The organism is Algoriphagus sp., from assembly GCF_030694375.1.
Taxonomy (GTDB): Bacteria; Bacteroidota; Bacteroidia; order Cytophagales; family Cyclobacteriaceae; genus Algoriphagus.
This window is the reverse complement of record NZ_JAUXYL010000010.1, coordinates 76,132-91,176: the sequence shown is the minus strand read 5'-3', so window position 1 is coordinate 91,176 and position 15,045 is coordinate 76,132. Positions and strand designations below refer to the sequence as shown.

Here is a 15,045-nt window from a genome sequence, read left to right as displayed (position 1 = left end):
TATGCATATTTGCAGCTTAAACCATTTGCCTGTTTGTATGGGCAGAAAAACTACGATACATGTCACAACAAATTAAAATCACCCTTCCGGATGGCTCTGTGAAGGAGTATGAAAAAGGAACTTCCGGGCTACAGATTGCTGCAAGTATCAGCGAGGGTTTGGCTCGAAATGTCCTTGCTGCCAAAGTCAATGGTCAGATTTGGGACGCTACTCGAGCAATCCAAGAAGATTCAAGCTTGCAATTGCTTACTTGGAATGACGGAGAAGGTAAAAATACCTTTTGGCATTCCTCCGCCCACTTGATGGCTGAAGCCTTGGAAGCGCTTTATCCTGGAATCAAATTCGGTATCGGTCCTCCGATTGAAACCGGTTTCTATTACGATGTGGACTTCGGCGATCACAAGTTGGAAGGAGAGGAGCTGGAAAAGATCGAGCAGAAAATGATCGAACTTGCCCGTGAAAAAGCTGATTTCATTCGGAAAGAAGTTGGTAAAGCGGATGCTATCGCATTTTTCAAGGAGAAAGGAGACGAGTATAAGCTCGACCTTTTGGAAGGATTGGAAGATGGTTCGATCACATTCTATGAGCAAGGCAATTTCACTGATCTTTGCCGAGGACCGCACATTCCCAATACCGGATTTATCAAAGCTGTCAAGCTGACCAATATCGCCGGAGCGTATTGGAGAGGGGATGAGAAGCGCAAAATGCTGACCCGTATCTATGGCGTCACTTTCCCAAAAGCCAAAGAACTTCAGGAATACTTGACTTTGCTTGAAGAAGCAAAAAAACGTGATCATCGAAAGATCGGTCGTGAATTGGAGCTTTTTACATTCTCCGAAAAAGTAGGAATGGGCTTGCCGCTTTGGCTTCCTAAAGGAACCCTTTTGCGTGAGCGACTCATCAGCTTCATGAAAAAAGCGCAGGATAAGTCAGGCTATCAGCAGGTGACAACCCCACATATCGGTAGCAAAGCATTGTATGAGACTTCCGGGCACTATGAAAAGTATGGGAAGGATTCGTTTCAGCCGATTACCACTCCGCATGAAGGTGAGACTTTCCTGCTAAAGCCGATGAACTGTCCGCATCACTGCGAGATTTACAAGCACAAGCCAAGATCATATAAGGATTTACCTATTAGATATGCAGAGTTTGGAACAGTTTATCGTTACGAGCAGAGTGGTGAATTGCACGGATTGACCCGCGTTCGAGGATTTACTCAGGATGATGCGCACATTTTCTGCCGTCCTGATCAGGTAAAAGAAGAGTTTATCAAAGTGATCGATTTGGTGCTTTATGTTTTCAAGGCATTGGGTTTTGAAGATTACACTGCTCAGATTTCTCTAAGAGATCCTGAGAAAAAAGAGAAATATATCGGCACGGATGAGGCTTGGGAAAAGGCTGAATCAGCAATCATCGAAGCTGCGGCAGAGAAAGGACTGGATACGGTAACTGAACTAGGCGAAGCAGCTTTCTATGGTCCTAAGTTGGACTTCATGGTGAAGGATGCTTTGGGCAGAAAGTGGCAGCTAGGAACTATTCAAGTAGATTATCAATTACCTGATCGATTCCAATTGGAGTATATCGGTTCGGATAATCAAAAGCACAGACCGGTGATGATCCACAGGGCTCCATTTGGTTCTTTGGAAAGATTCGTTGCCGTGCTAATTGAGCACTGTGCAGGTGATTTTCCGCTTTGGTTATCTCCAGAGCAGATCAATATTCTACCCATTTCCGAAAAATATATTGCATACGCCGAAGAACTCAAAAGTATCTTGGATGATGCGGATATCGCGGGAAGTATAGATAACCGTGATGAAAAGATCGGTCGAAAGATTCGTGATTCGGAAGTGAAAAAAGTGCCTTTCATGCTGATAGTAGGGGAAAAGGAACAAGAAGAAGGAAAAGTATCCGTCCGAAAGCATGGTCAGGGGGACTTGGGTAGCTTCACGCCAGCTGAGTTTATTGCTTACTTCCAGAAGATTATTTCAGAATCATTGAGTAAGTAGTAATTAGCTAATATTTTATTCTGCTTTTTAGAATTAGAAATAATTCCGATATTTGCAGTCAATTTCAATAAAAACAATAGAAAACACTTGAGAGAAAGACAACCACCTAGAGGTCGACAAGAAGAACCATATAAGGTAAATCAAAAAATCAGAGCTCGCGAAGTAAGAGTAGTAGGAGATTTCGTCGAAGGAGGGAACGAAGTATTGCTTCTTGAAAAGGCAATTAAACTGGCTCAGGACAATGAGCTGGACCTGGTTGAAATTTCACCGACTACCAATCCACCTGTTTGTAAGATTTTGGACTATGCCAAATTCAAATACGAGCAGAAGAAAAAGCAGAAGGAAATCAAGGCCAATGCGGCTAAAGTTGTTTTGAAAGAAATCCGTTTCGGGCCTAATACCGATGACCATGATTACAATTTCAAATTGAAGCATGCAATTAGCTTTCTGAAAGAGGGTGCAAAAGTGAAAGCTTATGTGCATTTCGTAGGTAGATCGATTGTGTTCAAGGAAAGGGGCGAAATGCTCTTGTTGAAATTTGCTCAGGCTCTTGAAGATCATGGGATAGTGGAGCAGATGCCGAAATTGGAGGGTAAGCGTATGAATATATTCATCGCACCTAAACCGGGTAAAAAATAATTTCAACTAATAAAATACAGCAAAATGCCAAAAGTAAAAACCAAATCAAGTGCAAAAAAGCGGTTTGCCCTAACAGGCACCGGTAAAATCAAAAGGAAACACGCTTTCAAAAGCCACATCCTGACAAAAAAGTCTACCAAACGTAAGCGTAACCTAACCAAGACTGGTTTTGTCAACGTTGCCGACGAGGGTAGAGTAAGAGATATGTTGAGGATCTGATCTTCAATTGAACTCTCTTTAAAATTAAGGTTTATTAATTCACCAGATGCTTTGGTAAAAAAGATCCCGAATAAATCAGGACACCAAGCGTCAAAAAACAAACACTATGCCTAGATCAGTAAACGCGGTAGCGTCCAGAGCAAGAAGAAAAAAGATACTTAAGGCCACAAGAGGTTACTTCGGAAGAGGTAAAAATGTGTGGACAGTAGCTAAAAACAAGTACGAGAAAGGTCTTCAGTACGCATACAGAGACCGTAAAGCGAAGAAGAGAGAATTCCGAGGTTTATGGATCCAGCGTATCAACGCCGGTGCAAGAATGCACGGTGTATCTTATTCTCAATTGATGGGTTTGTTGAAGAAAGCAGAAATCGATCTTAACAGAAAGGTTTTGGCAGATTTGGCAATGAACCATCCAGAAGCATTCAAAGCTGTAGTTGAAAGAGTAAAATAAGGTCGGCACATCCTTATTTTGCAGAAGCCTTCCCTAGGGAAGGCTTTTTTTGTTTAAAATAACTTGAAAATACCGTAGCCGGAAACCGTCAAAATAGAAGCAACACTCAGCCAAAAAATAAGCTCAGACCACCATCCTGATACTAATTGCAACTTTCGGTTTTTAGCTCTGAATTTGATCCCTGCAAATACCACCACAAGCAAAAGTACCGAGCCAACAACGCCTCCGGACAGAATCATAAAACCCGGTAATTGCACAAAAAGAAATGTCAGGATCCAAATTATGGGAAGTGCCCAAGCCAGGATTTTGACCCATTTTTCTCGACCTTTCCCGTCATTAGAAGTTATCCAGCCTAGCTGAGAAAAGATGTCCGGAAAAAGTCGAGACCAATAAGCAAGCGTTGCAAATACACTGGAATAAAGTGCGAAAAATGCACCGATGAGGTAGCCATATTTAGCACCTGCACCGAGCGATTCAGTATAAATAGCCGCCAAAGAATTGATAAGATCCATGCCGTCAGGTAGAGAATCCTGACCATGCAGTATTGCAGCTCCGAGTAAATAGAAAGCTGCGGTCACCAATGTGTAGATGGTCATGGCCAAGAATGCATCCATATACATGATTTTGATCCAACCCTGAGCGCGCTTTTTCCATTCCTCAGACCCGTCATTTGATCCTGTAAAGGTTGCGTATCCTTTTTCCTGACACCAATAGGTATATGCAATGATTTCATCGCTGGCCACCCCAGTAATACCAAATGCTCCGATAGCTACAAAAAGGACTTCTTGAGGAAGATCAAAGGTTAGACCTGACAGGACATCAGCAGTAGAAAATGCAAAAGGAGTAAAGAAAAGACCAATCAATGAAGCAATTGTAAAAAGTGTAAACCCAAAAACCATCAGCATGGAAGCCTTTTCAATTAAATGATAGTAGTTTTTGAAGATCAAAAGACCCAAACTTAATCCCAAAAAAACAATCCAAACAACCATGGAAACCTGAGGAACAATCAAGTTTAGAACGATTGCCGCACCTCCCAGCATTCCACCAAGTTGAAGGATCTTGAATAATGTAAGGACAAAAGTGGACCAAACGGCCCAGTTACTTTTTGTTAATCCTAGTCCTGACAAATCCCCGAACTCCTGCATCAGGGGTTTTCCTGAGACGATAGCATTTTTTCCAAATTCGAGTTGCACCGAAACTTTGATCAAGCAACTGACAAGGATTACCCAAAAAGTAATGAAGCCACCCTTAGCTCCTAAAATAGTGGTCGCTATCAATTCACCTGAACCCACGATAGAAGCTGAAAGAATGAATCCTGGCCCTAAAAAGCCAAGTTTTTTAATAAAAGACTCAGGTGGATTTTGGGTGTGATTCGGCATCATCTCTTTGAAATATAGCCAAAAATGAAAAAAGGCTTCCATTTCTGAAAGCCTTTGTAGCGAGAGGGAGATTTGAACTCCCGACCTCAGGGTTATGAATCCTGCGCTCTAACCAACTGAGCTACCTCGCCTTATTTTTTATTTATAATATCCTGCTCCCGATAGTCATCGGGATACCTCGCCAAATATTTTATTTAATTTTTTTTAAATATTGATTTCTGAAATTAATCGTTAAATTAAACCATCATCAAATTTCAAAAAAACAGGGCTTTTTCCTTTTGAATTAAGCCATTTTGCTCCCCTTGTCAAAGGGAATGCAAATATGAGGTCTTGCGCTCTGAAATGCAAGTTCAGTTTTGAGAAAAAGTGTGAAAAAGTCACCTTTAAAATAACTAATCATGGTTAAAAATAAGTTTGTAGCTGATTATCAAATAAATGCTTCCAAGAAAATTGTCTTTCAATATTTAAGTACTGCCAGTGGATTAGAGGAGTGGTTTGCAGATGATGTGCGAATTGATGAAGACAGAAATTTCATCTTCAATTTTGATAATGAAGACCATCACGCAAAATTGACTTCGCTGAGATCAAACCTACATGTCAAATTCGATTTTTTTGATCCAAAAAGCCCAAATGAAACCGATCATTCATTCATTGAATTCAAATTAGAGGAAAATGAATTAACACAGTCACTCTTTTTGAAAGTGATTGATTATTCTAATGATTATGAAGAAGACGAATTAGAAGCGATCTGGGACGGATTAATTTCGAAGTTAAAAGAGATTATAGGTGGATAAATTCCATACTAATTCCCAACTTTGAACTCTGGTACCGATATGTCGTTTCTTTGCCAGAGGTGAACTTTACGGATGAAAAAACTCGATAAGCTAATTCTCGGGTCCTTTTTGGGCCCATTTCTACTCACTTTTTTGGTCGTTGACTTTATCTTACTCATTGTCAACATGCTCAAATATTTCGATGAGATTTTTGGCAAGGGATTGGGATTTTGGATTTATGTAGAACTGATTGGATATTTTGTGATCAGTATTTCGCCTATGGCTTTGCCTTTGGCCGTCCTACTTTCCAGTTTGATGACATTTGGAAACCTCGGGGAACATTTTGAGCTCACGGCAATCAAAAGCAGCGGAATCTCCCTAATTAGAGCGATGAGACCTATAGGTATCTTTGCTATTTTATTGACAATTGCTGCTTATTTATCAAACAATTATTTGGTGCCGAAAGTCAACCTGAAGACCTTCAGTTTGCTATATGATATCCGGATGAAATCGCCCGCTTTGGATATTAAGGAAGGCGTATTTTATTCAGGAATTCCAGGATATAGTATTAAAGTCAATGAAAAAAAAGATGATATCAGATTAAGAGATATTATCATCTACAATCATGCAGATCAGCAAGGGAACTTGAATGTTACTTTGGCAGATTCAGGCAGGATGGAAACCTTTTTCAATGACAGTTACCTCAAGCTGACCTTATACCAAGGTCATAATTACAAGGAAGCTCGGGCGACAAGAGGCATTAATGAAGCTCCGGTTGAATTTTCCAGAACTAAATTTGAAGAAAACGTAATTGTTTTTGACTTAGACGCATTCCAGCTAAGCAGAACTCCAGAGGATCTTTGGTCCACAAATAGAGCCATTAAAAATATAGCGCAAATCAAAGATGGCCTGGATTCAATTTACTCCTTGATCAATGATCTTAAATTTCAGAACTATCAAACTGCAGAAAGTATTTATCCTTTTTTTACAAGAAATCGAAAACTTACTCCTCCTGAGTTTATTAAAGAACGAAAAATCAAGGATGATGAGGCTCGAAGAGTGATACTTGAGCAGGAAAAAAAGGTGAGGGACTCTCTTGATAATATTAACTCTTCACCTTCAGAATTTAAAGAAATTGACACGCTTTCTAATCGCGAATTGAAAATCAATGTGGCTACGACGTCCGAAAACAAAATATTGGATTCAATCTTTCAAAGAAAGCGCAGCCGAAATTTGACAGTAAATGATTCTTCATCGCAGCAATCAACGCTGATTACAACCGTAGATACACTGGGAATAGGAGCTCCCAAAAAAATTATAAGAACGACTCCACTAACCGCAACTGAAAAGGAATTGATTGATTCGGTTGTATACAGGAGAGGATACATGTCAAATGCTTTGACAATGGCGCTCAATAACTCCAGAAATCTTAAAAATACTTTCAATGTAAAAATGTCCCAAGTCGATAACCATGAAAGAGAATTCAGAAGGTACGAAATCGCTTGGTATCAAAAATATACGCAGGCAATTGCATGCTTTGTCATGTTCTTAATAGGGGCTCCATTAGGATCCATTATTAAAAAAGGAGGTTTAGGTTTGCCGGTTTTGATTTCAATTATCTTCTTTATTATGTTCTACATGCTGACTATTACGGGAGAAAAATGGGCAAAGGAAGGCGTGACGGATTCACTTTTTGGTACAGTATTTTCTAATCTTTGCTTAGTACCATTCGGCTTGTTTTTTTTGAGGCAAGCCAGAAAAGATGCCCGACTATTTGAAGGAGATTTTTATTCGGGAATTTGGAAAAGAGTTAGAGGGTTTTTGTACAAATCCCCAGCAAAGACCAATTGAATATTTACTTTTTGAAATAATAGTCTTACATTTGTGACTGTTTTAATTAATTTAGCTAAACATGTATTTAACACCAGAGAAAAAACAAGAGTTGTTTCAAAATCATGGACGGTTAAAATCTGCAAACGATACAGGATCTCCTGAATCACAGATTGCCCTCTTCACCCACAGAATCCAACATTTGACTGAGCATTTAAAGTCAAATAAAAAGGATCACTCTACGAGATTGGGTTTGTTGAAGCTGGTAGGTAAGAGAAGAAGCCTACTGGATTACCTCCATAAGAAAGAAATCGAGCGTTACAGATCTATAATTGCTGAGCTCGGAATTAGAAAATAACCCATTAGTAAGGTTTTCAAAATGAAAACCTTACTTTTTTCTTTTTTAAGCTAGAGGCAGAAATTTTTCAAACCGAAGAAACTACACAAACAACCATTTATGTTACCAAATTTAATTACAAAGACCATCCACTTACAGGATGGCAGAGAAATCACTATTGAAACAGGAGCACTTGCCAAACAAGCAGATGGTGCAGTAGTCGTGAGAATGGGTAAAGCCATGATTTTGGCTACAGTTGTATCAAAAAAAGAAGCTGGTGAAGGGGTCGACTTTTTACCTATGTCAGTTGATTACCAAGAGAAGTTTGCAGCTTCGGGAAAAATCCCGGGAGGATTTTTGAAAAGAGAGGGTAGACTTTCTGATTACGAGATTTTAATTAGCCGAATTGTAGATCGCGCCATTCGTCCGATTTTTCCAGATGATTATCATGCAGATACCAATGTGTCCATCACATTAATGTCAGCAGACGAAAACGTTTTGCCTGATTGCTTGGCTGGATTAGCTGCATCTGCAGCTTTGGCGGTTTCGGACATTCCATTCAACGGACCTATATCAGAAGTTCGAGTAGCAAAGCTTGATGGAGCCTTGATCCTGAATCCAACTCCTGCGCAACTCGAAAAATCCTCCATGGAATTTATAGTTGCCGGTTCGAAGGATTACATTCTTATGGTAGAAGGTGAAGCAAACGAAATCTCCGAAGACGAGATGGTGGAAGCACTTCAGTATGCTCATGAGGAAATTAAAAGACATTGCGATGTTCAAATGGAATTGACCAAAGCAGTGGGTAAAGAAGTGAAGCGAATATATAACCACGAAAAATCTGATCCTGCGCTTTTTGACAAAATGAAGTCTGAGCTCTATGGAAAACTTTTTGAGTCGGTTTCTAAGCAAATCGCAAATAAGTCAGAGCGTTCTGATCTTGTTAAAAAGATAAAAGAAGAATTTGTTAATGGATTAGGTGAAGATCATGGTTTTGAGACCAGCTTGATCGGGCCATATTTTCATAAAATTCACAAGGAAGCTGCTCGTAATTTAACTCTTGAAACCAAAAAGAGATTAGACGGTAGAGCCTTAAATGAAATCAGACCTATTTGGTCAGTAGTGGATTATCTTCCATCGGCACATGGATCGGCTATTTTTACCAGAGGTGAAACACAGTCTATTACCACTTGTACGCTTGGTACCAAAATGGACGAGCAGATGGTAGATGGCGCGATGATTTCTGGTTACAATAAATTTTACCTTCACTATAATTTCCCGGGATTCTCTACGGGCGAAGTTAAAATCAACAGAGGCCCAGGAAGACGGGAAGTAGGACATGGAAATCTTGCGATGAGAGCTTTGAAAAAAGTTCTTCCAGCAGATAATGAGAATCCATACACCATCCGTATCGTTTCGGATATTTTGGAATCAAATGGTTCTTCTTCTATGGCAACAGTTTGTGCAGGCTCTTTGGCCTTGATGGATGCTGGTATTCCTATCAAAGCACCTGTGACAGGAATTGCGATGGGAATGATTTCCGACGCAAAAACGGGAAAGTATGCCATTCTTTCTGACATCTTAGGAGACGAAGATCACTTGGGTGACATGGATTTTAAAGTCACAGGCACAGCAAAAGGAATTACTGCATGCCAGATGGACCTTAAGGTTGAAGGACTGGATTATTCAGTATTGAAGGAAGCTTTATATCAGGCAAAAGAAGGACGTCTTCACATACTTGATGAAATCACCAAAACTCTTGCAGCTCCAAAAGCTGATTTGAAACCGCACACGCCACGTTCATTTATGATGTGGATTCCTAAGGAATTGATTGGTGCGGTTATTGGACCTGGAGGAAAAGTGATCCAAGAAATCCAAAAAGACACTTCTACCACAATCATCATTGAAGAAATCGACAATCAAGGTAAGATCAATGTATTCTCTGCTAATCAGTCTAATATGGATGCGGCTATCAGAAGAATTAAAGCGATAGTAGCTCAACCTGAAATTGGCGAGACTTATACCGGAAAAGTGAAAAATATTCAACCTTTCGGTGCCTTTGTGGAATTTATGCCAGGCAAAGATGGTTTACTCCATATCTCTGAGGTGAAGTGGGAACGTTTGGAAAGTATGGAAGGTGTACTTGAACCCGGTGAAGAGATTATGGTCAAATTGATTGACGTAGATAAAAAGACAGGCAAATTTAAGCTTTCAAGAAAGGTTCTTTTACCAAAGCCAGAAAAACCTGTTTCTTGAGGTCATGCTTGATCAACAATTGACTATCTTAAAACATTAAAAATTTATTTCTCAAATTCTATATTGAATGAGGCAGCTAAAAATTAGCAAACAGATTACCAACAGAGAATCCCAATCCCTGGATAAATACTTGCAGGAAATTGGAAAGGTTGATCTGTTGACAGCAGATGAAGAGGTAGTTTTGGCAAAAAGAATTCGTGAAGGCGATCAACTTGCGCTCGAAAAATTGACAAAGGCAAACCTTCGTTTTGTGGTGTCTGTTGCCAAACAATACCAAAATCAAGGTCTTTCTCTCGGAGATTTGATCAATGAGGGCAACCTAGGTCTAATCAAAGCTGCACAGCGATTTGACGAAACCAGAGGTTTTAAGTTCATATCCTACGCAGTTTGGTGGATCAGACAGTCGATTTTGCAGGCATTGGCCGAGCAATCAAGAATCGTTCGTCTACCGTTGAACAGGGTGGGATCTCTAAACAAAATTTCCAAAACCTTTAGTGAATTGGAACAAAAGTTTGAGCGTGAACCTTCTCCGGAAGAATTAGCTGAGGTACTCGAAGTGTCTGCTTCAGAGGTTGTTGATACAATGAAGATCTCTGGACGTCATGTATCGATGGATGCTCCATTTGTACAGGGGGAAGAAAACAGTCTCCTTGACGTTTTGGAAAATGATGGAGATGAGAAGCCGGATGATGGTTTGATGACTGATTCACTTCGTAAAGAAGTACAGCGTGCACTCTCCACCCTGACTCAAAGAGAGGCTGATGTTATCACGCTTTACTTTGGTCTCAATGGCGAACACGCAATGACGCTGGAAGAAATCGGTGAAAAGTTTAATTTAACTCGTGAAAGAGTAAGACAGATAAAAGAAAAAGCCATTCGAAGGCTTCGTCATACTTCAAGGAGTAAGACGCTTAAACCTTATCTGGGATAAATTATCAAAAGGGGCTTAGGCCCCTTTTTTTTTCGATTCCTTTTGAGGAAAATTATTTGACTGAGTATAAGTGACAATCTTTCACTTTGGGAATTTTAACTTCCCTGAGTTTTGTTTCATATTCAGAAATGACAAAATTTAAACGATTTAAGCAATCAAGAGATGAATCAAGAAATTGAACGGGCCAAAGTAATGATCATAGGATCAGGGCCCGCCGGCTACACAGCCGCAATTTATGCTGCCCGTGCAGGATTATCACCGATCTTGTATACTGGACCACAACCGGGAGGACAGCTTACAATTACCAATGATGTAGAAAATTATCCTGGCTATCCTGACGGAGTAATGGGCCCGGAAATGATGGAAGATTTCAGGAAGCAGGCTGAAAGATTTGGTACTTCTGTGCGTTATGGAATGGTGACAAAAGTCGATTTTAACGCTACACCCCGTGAGGTTACTGTCGATGATCAAATTACCATTCATGCAGACACAGTCATTATTTCCACAGGTGCTTCAGCTAAGTGGCTTGGGATAGAAAGTGAATCCAGGTTGAATGGAAAAGGTGTATCAGCCTGTGCTGTATGCGATGGGTTCTTCTTTAAAGGTCAGGAAGTTGCAATTGTTGGCGCAGGAGATACGGCCTGTGAAGAGGCGTCTTATTTATCCAACATTTGTTCTAAAGTATACATGATTGTGAGAAGAGACGAAATGAGGGCCTCTCAGATCATGCAAAAGAGAGTCATCAATAATCCAAAAATTGAAATTCTTTGGAACACAGAGACTGATGAGATCTTGGGGGAAGAAGAGGTCACTGGTGTAAGAGTCATGAACAATAAAACAGGAGAAAAGCGCGAAATACCAATTTCTGGCTTCTTTGTTGCTATTGGACACGAGCCCAATACCGGAATTTTCAAGGAATTTATTCACATGGATTCTTCAGGATATATCAAAACAATTCCGGGAAGTACCAAGACAAATGTGGAAGGTGTATTTGCATGTGGTGATGCGCAGGATCACGTTTACAGACAGGCCGTTACTGCAGCAGGTACAGGTTGCATGGCTGCATTGGATGCAGAGCGCTTCCTTGCTTCACAAGAGAATCATTAAATTTAATTGATGAGTAACTTTAATCTGAAAGTAATTCTTGGAATACTATTGAGCATTGGTTTTTTTGAAGCCAATGCTCAAGTTTTTCCAAAGATTATTAAGAGAAACACTACCACAACTCCAGCAACTGCCCAGGAACGAAGAAATATCGAACTGAGGCAATTTGACCAAGATTCATACCTGCGAACTTTATCTTCTCAGACTGATTCTATGATTTTTCAATATGATGTGAACCTCGCTCGGATTCAGTCAATAATAAGTGAAGATCGAAATGTGATGTCCTGGTCTCCAACTAATCAAATGATCAGAGTTTCCGAGCAAATTCAGATTGACAGTATCTGGGTGACAGCCTTTGAATATTTTTCAAATTGGGATAGCCAAAAAGTAGATATCTATAATTTTGATATCCGGAACTTCACGGATAGCCTTAGTCTAAGGCTTTACGATCCAAGGTATGGTTTGGATTGGAAAATGCCGCTTGAAAAAACCATCATCAACTCCAAATATGGCTATCGCTGGAGAAGAATGCATTATGGTACAGACTTGGATTTGGATACAGGCGATCCGGTTTATTCGGCTTTTGATGGGATTGTCCGTGTCAAATCATATGATCGGTATGGGTATGGGTATTTTTATGTGGTTCGACACAAAAATGGTCTTGAAACTGTCTATGGACATTTGTCAAAGCATGTAGCCGAAGTTGGAGACGAAATGAAAGCCGGCGATTTATTGGGTAGGGGTGGATCGACAGGGCGAAGTACTGGACCGCATTTGCACTACGAATTGAGGTATAAAGGTGTCCCGTTTGACCCTGAACGCGTCTATGATTTTGGGAGCAACACAATTTCAGTTCAGGATTTATTAGTTTCAAAAGAACTTTTTGGACAGGCGGTTCAAGCTAGAACTGCCGCTTACCATAAAGTAAAAAGAGGGGATACCCTCGGCTCTATCAGTAGAAAATATGGTGTGACAGTGACTCAATTGACACGATTGAATAGCATTAGCACAAGAACTGTATTGCGTGTAGGCCAAAATTTAAGGGTTAAATAATTTGCGGAAACATGACAAAACTTGATATTTTAGTTATTGCAGCACACCCTGATGATGCTGAATTGGGATGCGCAGGTACGATTGCTGCACATGTTGCCAAAGGTTTAAAGGTTGGGATTGTAGACCTCACCCGTGGTGAAATGGGGACAAGAGGAACTCCTGAAACTCGAATTGAGGAAGCCGAAGAAGCCGCTAAAATCCTCGGGCTTTCTGCACGGGAAAATTTGGGTTTCGAGGATATATATTTCAAAGACGACACAAAACACCAGCATGAACTGATCAAAATAATCCGAAAGTATCAACCGGAAATAGTTTTGGCAAATGCGGTGACCGATCGCCATCCGGACCATGGAAAAGGGGCTTCTTTGGCTACTCATGCCTGTTTTATGAGTGGCTTGCGAAAGATAGAAACAAGCCTTGAAGAGCAGCCTCAAGACCCCTGGAGGCCTAAGTTTGTGTACCACTATATTCAGAATAATTACATCCAACCTGATTTTATTGTTGATGTATCTGAATTTTGGGAAATCAAAATTGCCAGTATCATGGCGTTTAAATCACAATTTTATGATCCCGGTAGCCAAGAACCTACAAGTTTTATCTCATCTCCTGAGTTTCTTCCATTTATCGAATCACGGGCAAGGGAATTAGGCCATCGGATTCTGACCAAATACGGAGAAGGGTTTACTGTGGAAAGATTTATAGGTGTAAGTAATCTTTTTGATCTTAAGTGATTAGGGAGCTAGTCTTGAAATTTTCCAAGAACCATCTGACTGTTTTTCATAACAGATTCTATCATGAAGTCGGCTTGGTCTTCCCTGCCAAAATTCAATCTTGAATGGCAAAAGGCGATATCCTCCCCAAAAATCAGGTCGGGTGAGCGGTTCACTGGAAAATCGCTTTTCCATTTCCTCAAGGCGGCTATTTAATTCATTCCGATCCGCAATCGTAGCACTTTGAGGTGATGTCCAAGCTCCGATTTGTGATCCTTTAGGACGGGAAAGAAAATATTCATCGGATTCTTTTTCACTTACTTTTTCTATCAATCCCATGATTCTAACTTGTCGTTCCAATTCGGGCCAGAAAAATGTTATTGATGCTTTTGGATTGGCTTCAATTTCTTGTCCTTTTTCACTTTTATAATTAGTAAAAAAGACAAATCCATGATCCATTTCTTTCAAGAGTACAATTCTGGCATTGGGAAATCCATTTAATCCAAGCGTGGAAAGACACATGGCATTAACTTCAGGAACTTCCGCATCAATAGCCTCATCCAACCAAACTCTGAACTGATTAAAGGGGTCAAAACTTACATCATTGAAATCCAGAGATTTGATTGTGTAGTCTTTGCGTATTTCGGATAGCTTCATTTGGCTTTTGAAAAGAATTTTAAATTACTTGTTAAAAGTACCACAGCCATTGGTTTTTTAAAATTTAAGCCTATATTTTTCACTGAAAAGGAAAGATAAACAAATGACAAACGATCCTTCTAAAATTCCACAGGCTGGTAACCTATTAATCTCAGAACCCTTTTTACAGGATGAAAACTTCGTACGTTCTGTTGTATTACTTTGTGAACATAATTCGGAAGGAAGTTTTGGATTGGTTTTGAACAAACCATCAATTTTGCATTTAAGCGAACTTGTTGAGGAGCTATCTTTCTTGGAATCTGAAATTTTCGTGGGTGGACCGGTTGAGCAAAATACCTTGCACTTTATCTATTTCGGTGAAAAGAAACTTGAAGGAAGTATTTCAATAGGAGAAGGACTATGGTGGGGAGGAGATTTTGAAGGATTGGTGGAAAATTTGAAAATTGGTTCCATGGCCTCTGATTCAGTTCGATTTTTTATTGGATACAGTGGTTGGGGCTCTGGTCAACTTTCCGACGAACTTAGCGAGAATACATGGATAATTTCTGACAATAAAATTGATTTAAATGTCCTTAAAAATACGCCCGATGAACTATGGAGAGTAGTCCTAAAAAACATGGGTGGGGAGTTTAAGGTTATGGCAAATTATCCTCTGGATCCAAGATTAAATTAGGCAAAATGCCTACTTTTGCCCATATTG

Annotated in this window: 15 protein-coding genes and 1 tRNA gene; 13 read left to right on the top strand and 3 right to left on the bottom strand. The window is 40.0% G+C overall.

What is annotated here, in order from left to right:
* Nucleotides 1-59: 59 nt before the first annotated feature.
* The 4 genes from thrS (at nt 60) to rplT (ending at nt 3,315) form a co-directional block, all read left to right on the top strand.
* Complete coding sequence (gene thrS / locus Q8M62_RS03665; RefSeq protein WP_304899633.1) at nt 60-2,006, top strand: threonine--tRNA ligase; 1,947 nt, start codon at nt 60-62, stop codon at nt 2,004-2,006.
* 87 nt (nt 2,007-2,093) lie between these two features.
* Nucleotides 2,094-2,645, top strand: a complete 552-nt coding sequence (gene infC / locus Q8M62_RS03660; protein ID WP_304899632.1) for a translation initiation factor IF-3 — start codon at nt 2,094-2,096, stop codon at nt 2,643-2,645.
* A gap of 24 nt (nt 2,646-2,669) precedes the next feature.
* Entirely contained in the window at nt 2,670-2,864 is a 195-nt protein-coding gene (rpmI, locus tag Q8M62_RS03655; RefSeq protein WP_304899631.1) for a 50S ribosomal protein L35, read from the top strand.
* Nucleotides 2,865-2,970: 106 nt separating this feature from the next.
* Nucleotides 2,971-3,315, top strand: a complete 345-nt coding sequence (gene rplT / locus Q8M62_RS03650) for a 50S ribosomal protein L20 (protein WP_092732221.1) — start codon at nt 2,971-2,973, stop codon at nt 3,313-3,315.
* 53 nt (nt 3,316-3,368) lie between these two features.
* Here the strand turns inward: rplT and Q8M62_RS03645 are convergent, their stop codons facing one another.
* Together Q8M62_RS03645 and Q8M62_RS03640 are read right to left on the bottom strand one after the other, a co-directional pair.
* Nucleotides 3,369-4,736, bottom strand: a complete 1,368-nt coding sequence (locus Q8M62_RS03645; RefSeq protein WP_304899630.1) for an Nramp family divalent metal transporter — start codon at nt 4,734-4,736, stop codon at nt 3,369-3,371.
* Between the two features lie 15 nt (nt 4,737-4,751).
* Nucleotides 4,752-4,825, bottom strand: a tRNA-Met gene (locus Q8M62_RS03640).
* A 267-nt stretch (nt 4,826-5,092) separates the two neighbouring features.
* Between Q8M62_RS03640 and Q8M62_RS03635 the strand changes: the two genes are divergently transcribed.
* The 8 genes from Q8M62_RS03635 (at nt 5,093) to bshB1 (ending at nt 13,709) form a co-directional block, all read left to right on the top strand.
* The gene (locus tag Q8M62_RS03635) at nt 5,093-5,488 is read left to right on the top strand and encodes an START-like domain-containing protein (protein WP_304899629.1); all 396 of its coding nucleotides are present in this window, start codon (nt 5,093-5,095) and stop codon (nt 5,486-5,488) included.
* A gap of 72 nt (nt 5,489-5,560) precedes the next feature.
* Complete coding sequence (locus Q8M62_RS03630; RefSeq protein WP_304899628.1) at nt 5,561-7,318, top strand: LptF/LptG family permease; 1,758 nt, start codon at nt 5,561-5,563, stop codon at nt 7,316-7,318.
* A gap of 61 nt (nt 7,319-7,379) precedes the next feature.
* Nucleotides 7,380-7,655: a 30S ribosomal protein S15 gene (gene rpsO, locus Q8M62_RS03625; protein WP_092732064.1), complete on the top strand. Its 276-nt coding sequence runs from the start codon at nt 7,380-7,382 to the stop codon at nt 7,653-7,655.
* A gap of 99 nt (nt 7,656-7,754) precedes the next feature.
* A complete protein-coding gene (gene pnp / locus Q8M62_RS03620) occupies nt 7,755-9,890 on the top strand; it encodes a polyribonucleotide nucleotidyltransferase (protein ID WP_304899627.1) in 2,136 nt (711 codons plus the stop codon).
* A gap of 67 nt (nt 9,891-9,957) precedes the next feature.
* The gene (locus tag Q8M62_RS03615) at nt 9,958-10,821 is read left to right on the top strand and encodes an RNA polymerase sigma factor RpoD/SigA (RefSeq protein WP_092732058.1); all 864 of its coding nucleotides are present in this window, start codon (nt 9,958-9,960) and stop codon (nt 10,819-10,821) included.
* 162 nt (nt 10,822-10,983) lie between these two features.
* Nucleotides 10,984-11,928 (top strand): thioredoxin-disulfide reductase, encoded by a 945-nt coding sequence (gene trxB, locus Q8M62_RS03610; protein WP_304899626.1) that lies wholly within the window; start codon nt 10,984-10,986, stop codon nt 11,926-11,928.
* A gap of 9 nt (nt 11,929-11,937) precedes the next feature.
* The gene (locus Q8M62_RS03605; protein ID WP_304899625.1) at nt 11,938-12,978 is read left to right on the top strand and encodes a M23 family metallopeptidase; all 1,041 of its coding nucleotides are present in this window, start codon (nt 11,938-11,940) and stop codon (nt 12,976-12,978) included.
* An 11-nt stretch (nt 12,979-12,989) separates the two neighbouring features.
* Nucleotides 12,990-13,709, top strand: a complete 720-nt coding sequence (gene bshB1 / locus Q8M62_RS03600) for a bacillithiol biosynthesis deacetylase BshB1 (RefSeq protein WP_304899624.1) — start codon at nt 12,990-12,992, stop codon at nt 13,707-13,709.
* On the opposite strand, the gene pdxH is transcribed toward bshB1, so the two are convergent.
* Nucleotides 13,710-14,345 (bottom strand): pyridoxamine 5'-phosphate oxidase, encoded by a 636-nt coding sequence (pdxH, locus tag Q8M62_RS03595; RefSeq protein ID WP_304899623.1) that lies wholly within the window; start codon nt 14,343-14,345, stop codon nt 13,710-13,712. It abuts the gene before it with no gap.
* A gap of 103 nt (nt 14,346-14,448) precedes the next feature.
* On the opposite strand from pdxH, the gene Q8M62_RS03590 reads away from it, so the two are divergent.
* Entirely contained in the window at nt 14,449-15,018 is a 570-nt protein-coding gene (locus Q8M62_RS03590; RefSeq protein WP_304899622.1) for a YqgE/AlgH family protein, read from the top strand.
* Nucleotides 15,019-15,045 lie beyond the last annotated feature (27 nt).

What these genes read in the sequence shown, in the direction of transcription:
- thrS (WP_304899633.1), top strand. Translation starts at nt 60, where the DNA reads ATGTCACAACAAATTAAAATCACCCTTCCGGATGGCTCTGTGAAGGAG.
- rpmI (WP_304899631.1), top strand. Translation starts at nt 2,670, where the DNA reads ATGCCAAAAGTAAAAACCAAATCAAGTGCAAAAAAGCGGTTTGCCCTA.
- rplT (WP_092732221.1), top strand. Translation starts at nt 2,971, where the DNA reads ATGCCTAGATCAGTAAACGCGGTAGCGTCCAGAGCAAGAAGAAAAAAG.
- Q8M62_RS03645 (WP_304899630.1), bottom strand. Translation starts at nt 4,736, where the DNA reads ATGGAAGCCTTTTTTCATTTTTGGCTATATTTCAAAGAGATGATGCCG.
- Q8M62_RS03635 (WP_304899629.1), top strand. Translation starts at nt 5,093, where the DNA reads ATGGTTAAAAATAAGTTTGTAGCTGATTATCAAATAAATGCTTCCAAG.
- Q8M62_RS03630 (WP_304899628.1), top strand. Translation starts at nt 5,561, where the DNA reads ATGAAAAAACTCGATAAGCTAATTCTCGGGTCCTTTTTGGGCCCATTT.
- rpsO (WP_092732064.1), top strand. Translation starts at nt 7,380, where the DNA reads ATGTATTTAACACCAGAGAAAAAACAAGAGTTGTTTCAAAATCATGGA.
- pnp (WP_304899627.1), top strand. Translation starts at nt 7,755, where the DNA reads ATGTTACCAAATTTAATTACAAAGACCATCCACTTACAGGATGGCAGA.
- Q8M62_RS03615 (WP_092732058.1), top strand. Translation starts at nt 9,958, where the DNA reads ATGAGGCAGCTAAAAATTAGCAAACAGATTACCAACAGAGAATCCCAA.
- trxB (WP_304899626.1), top strand. Translation starts at nt 10,984, where the DNA reads ATGAATCAAGAAATTGAACGGGCCAAAGTAATGATCATAGGATCAGGG.
- Q8M62_RS03605 (WP_304899625.1), top strand. Translation starts at nt 11,938, where the DNA reads ATGAGTAACTTTAATCTGAAAGTAATTCTTGGAATACTATTGAGCATT.
- bshB1 (WP_304899624.1), top strand. Translation starts at nt 12,990, where the DNA reads ATGACAAAACTTGATATTTTAGTTATTGCAGCACACCCTGATGATGCT.
- pdxH (WP_304899623.1), bottom strand. Translation starts at nt 14,345, where the DNA reads ATGAAGCTATCCGAAATACGCAAAGACTACACAATCAAATCTCTGGAT.
- Q8M62_RS03590 (WP_304899622.1), top strand. Translation starts at nt 14,449, where the DNA reads ATGACAAACGATCCTTCTAAAATTCCACAGGCTGGTAACCTATTAATC.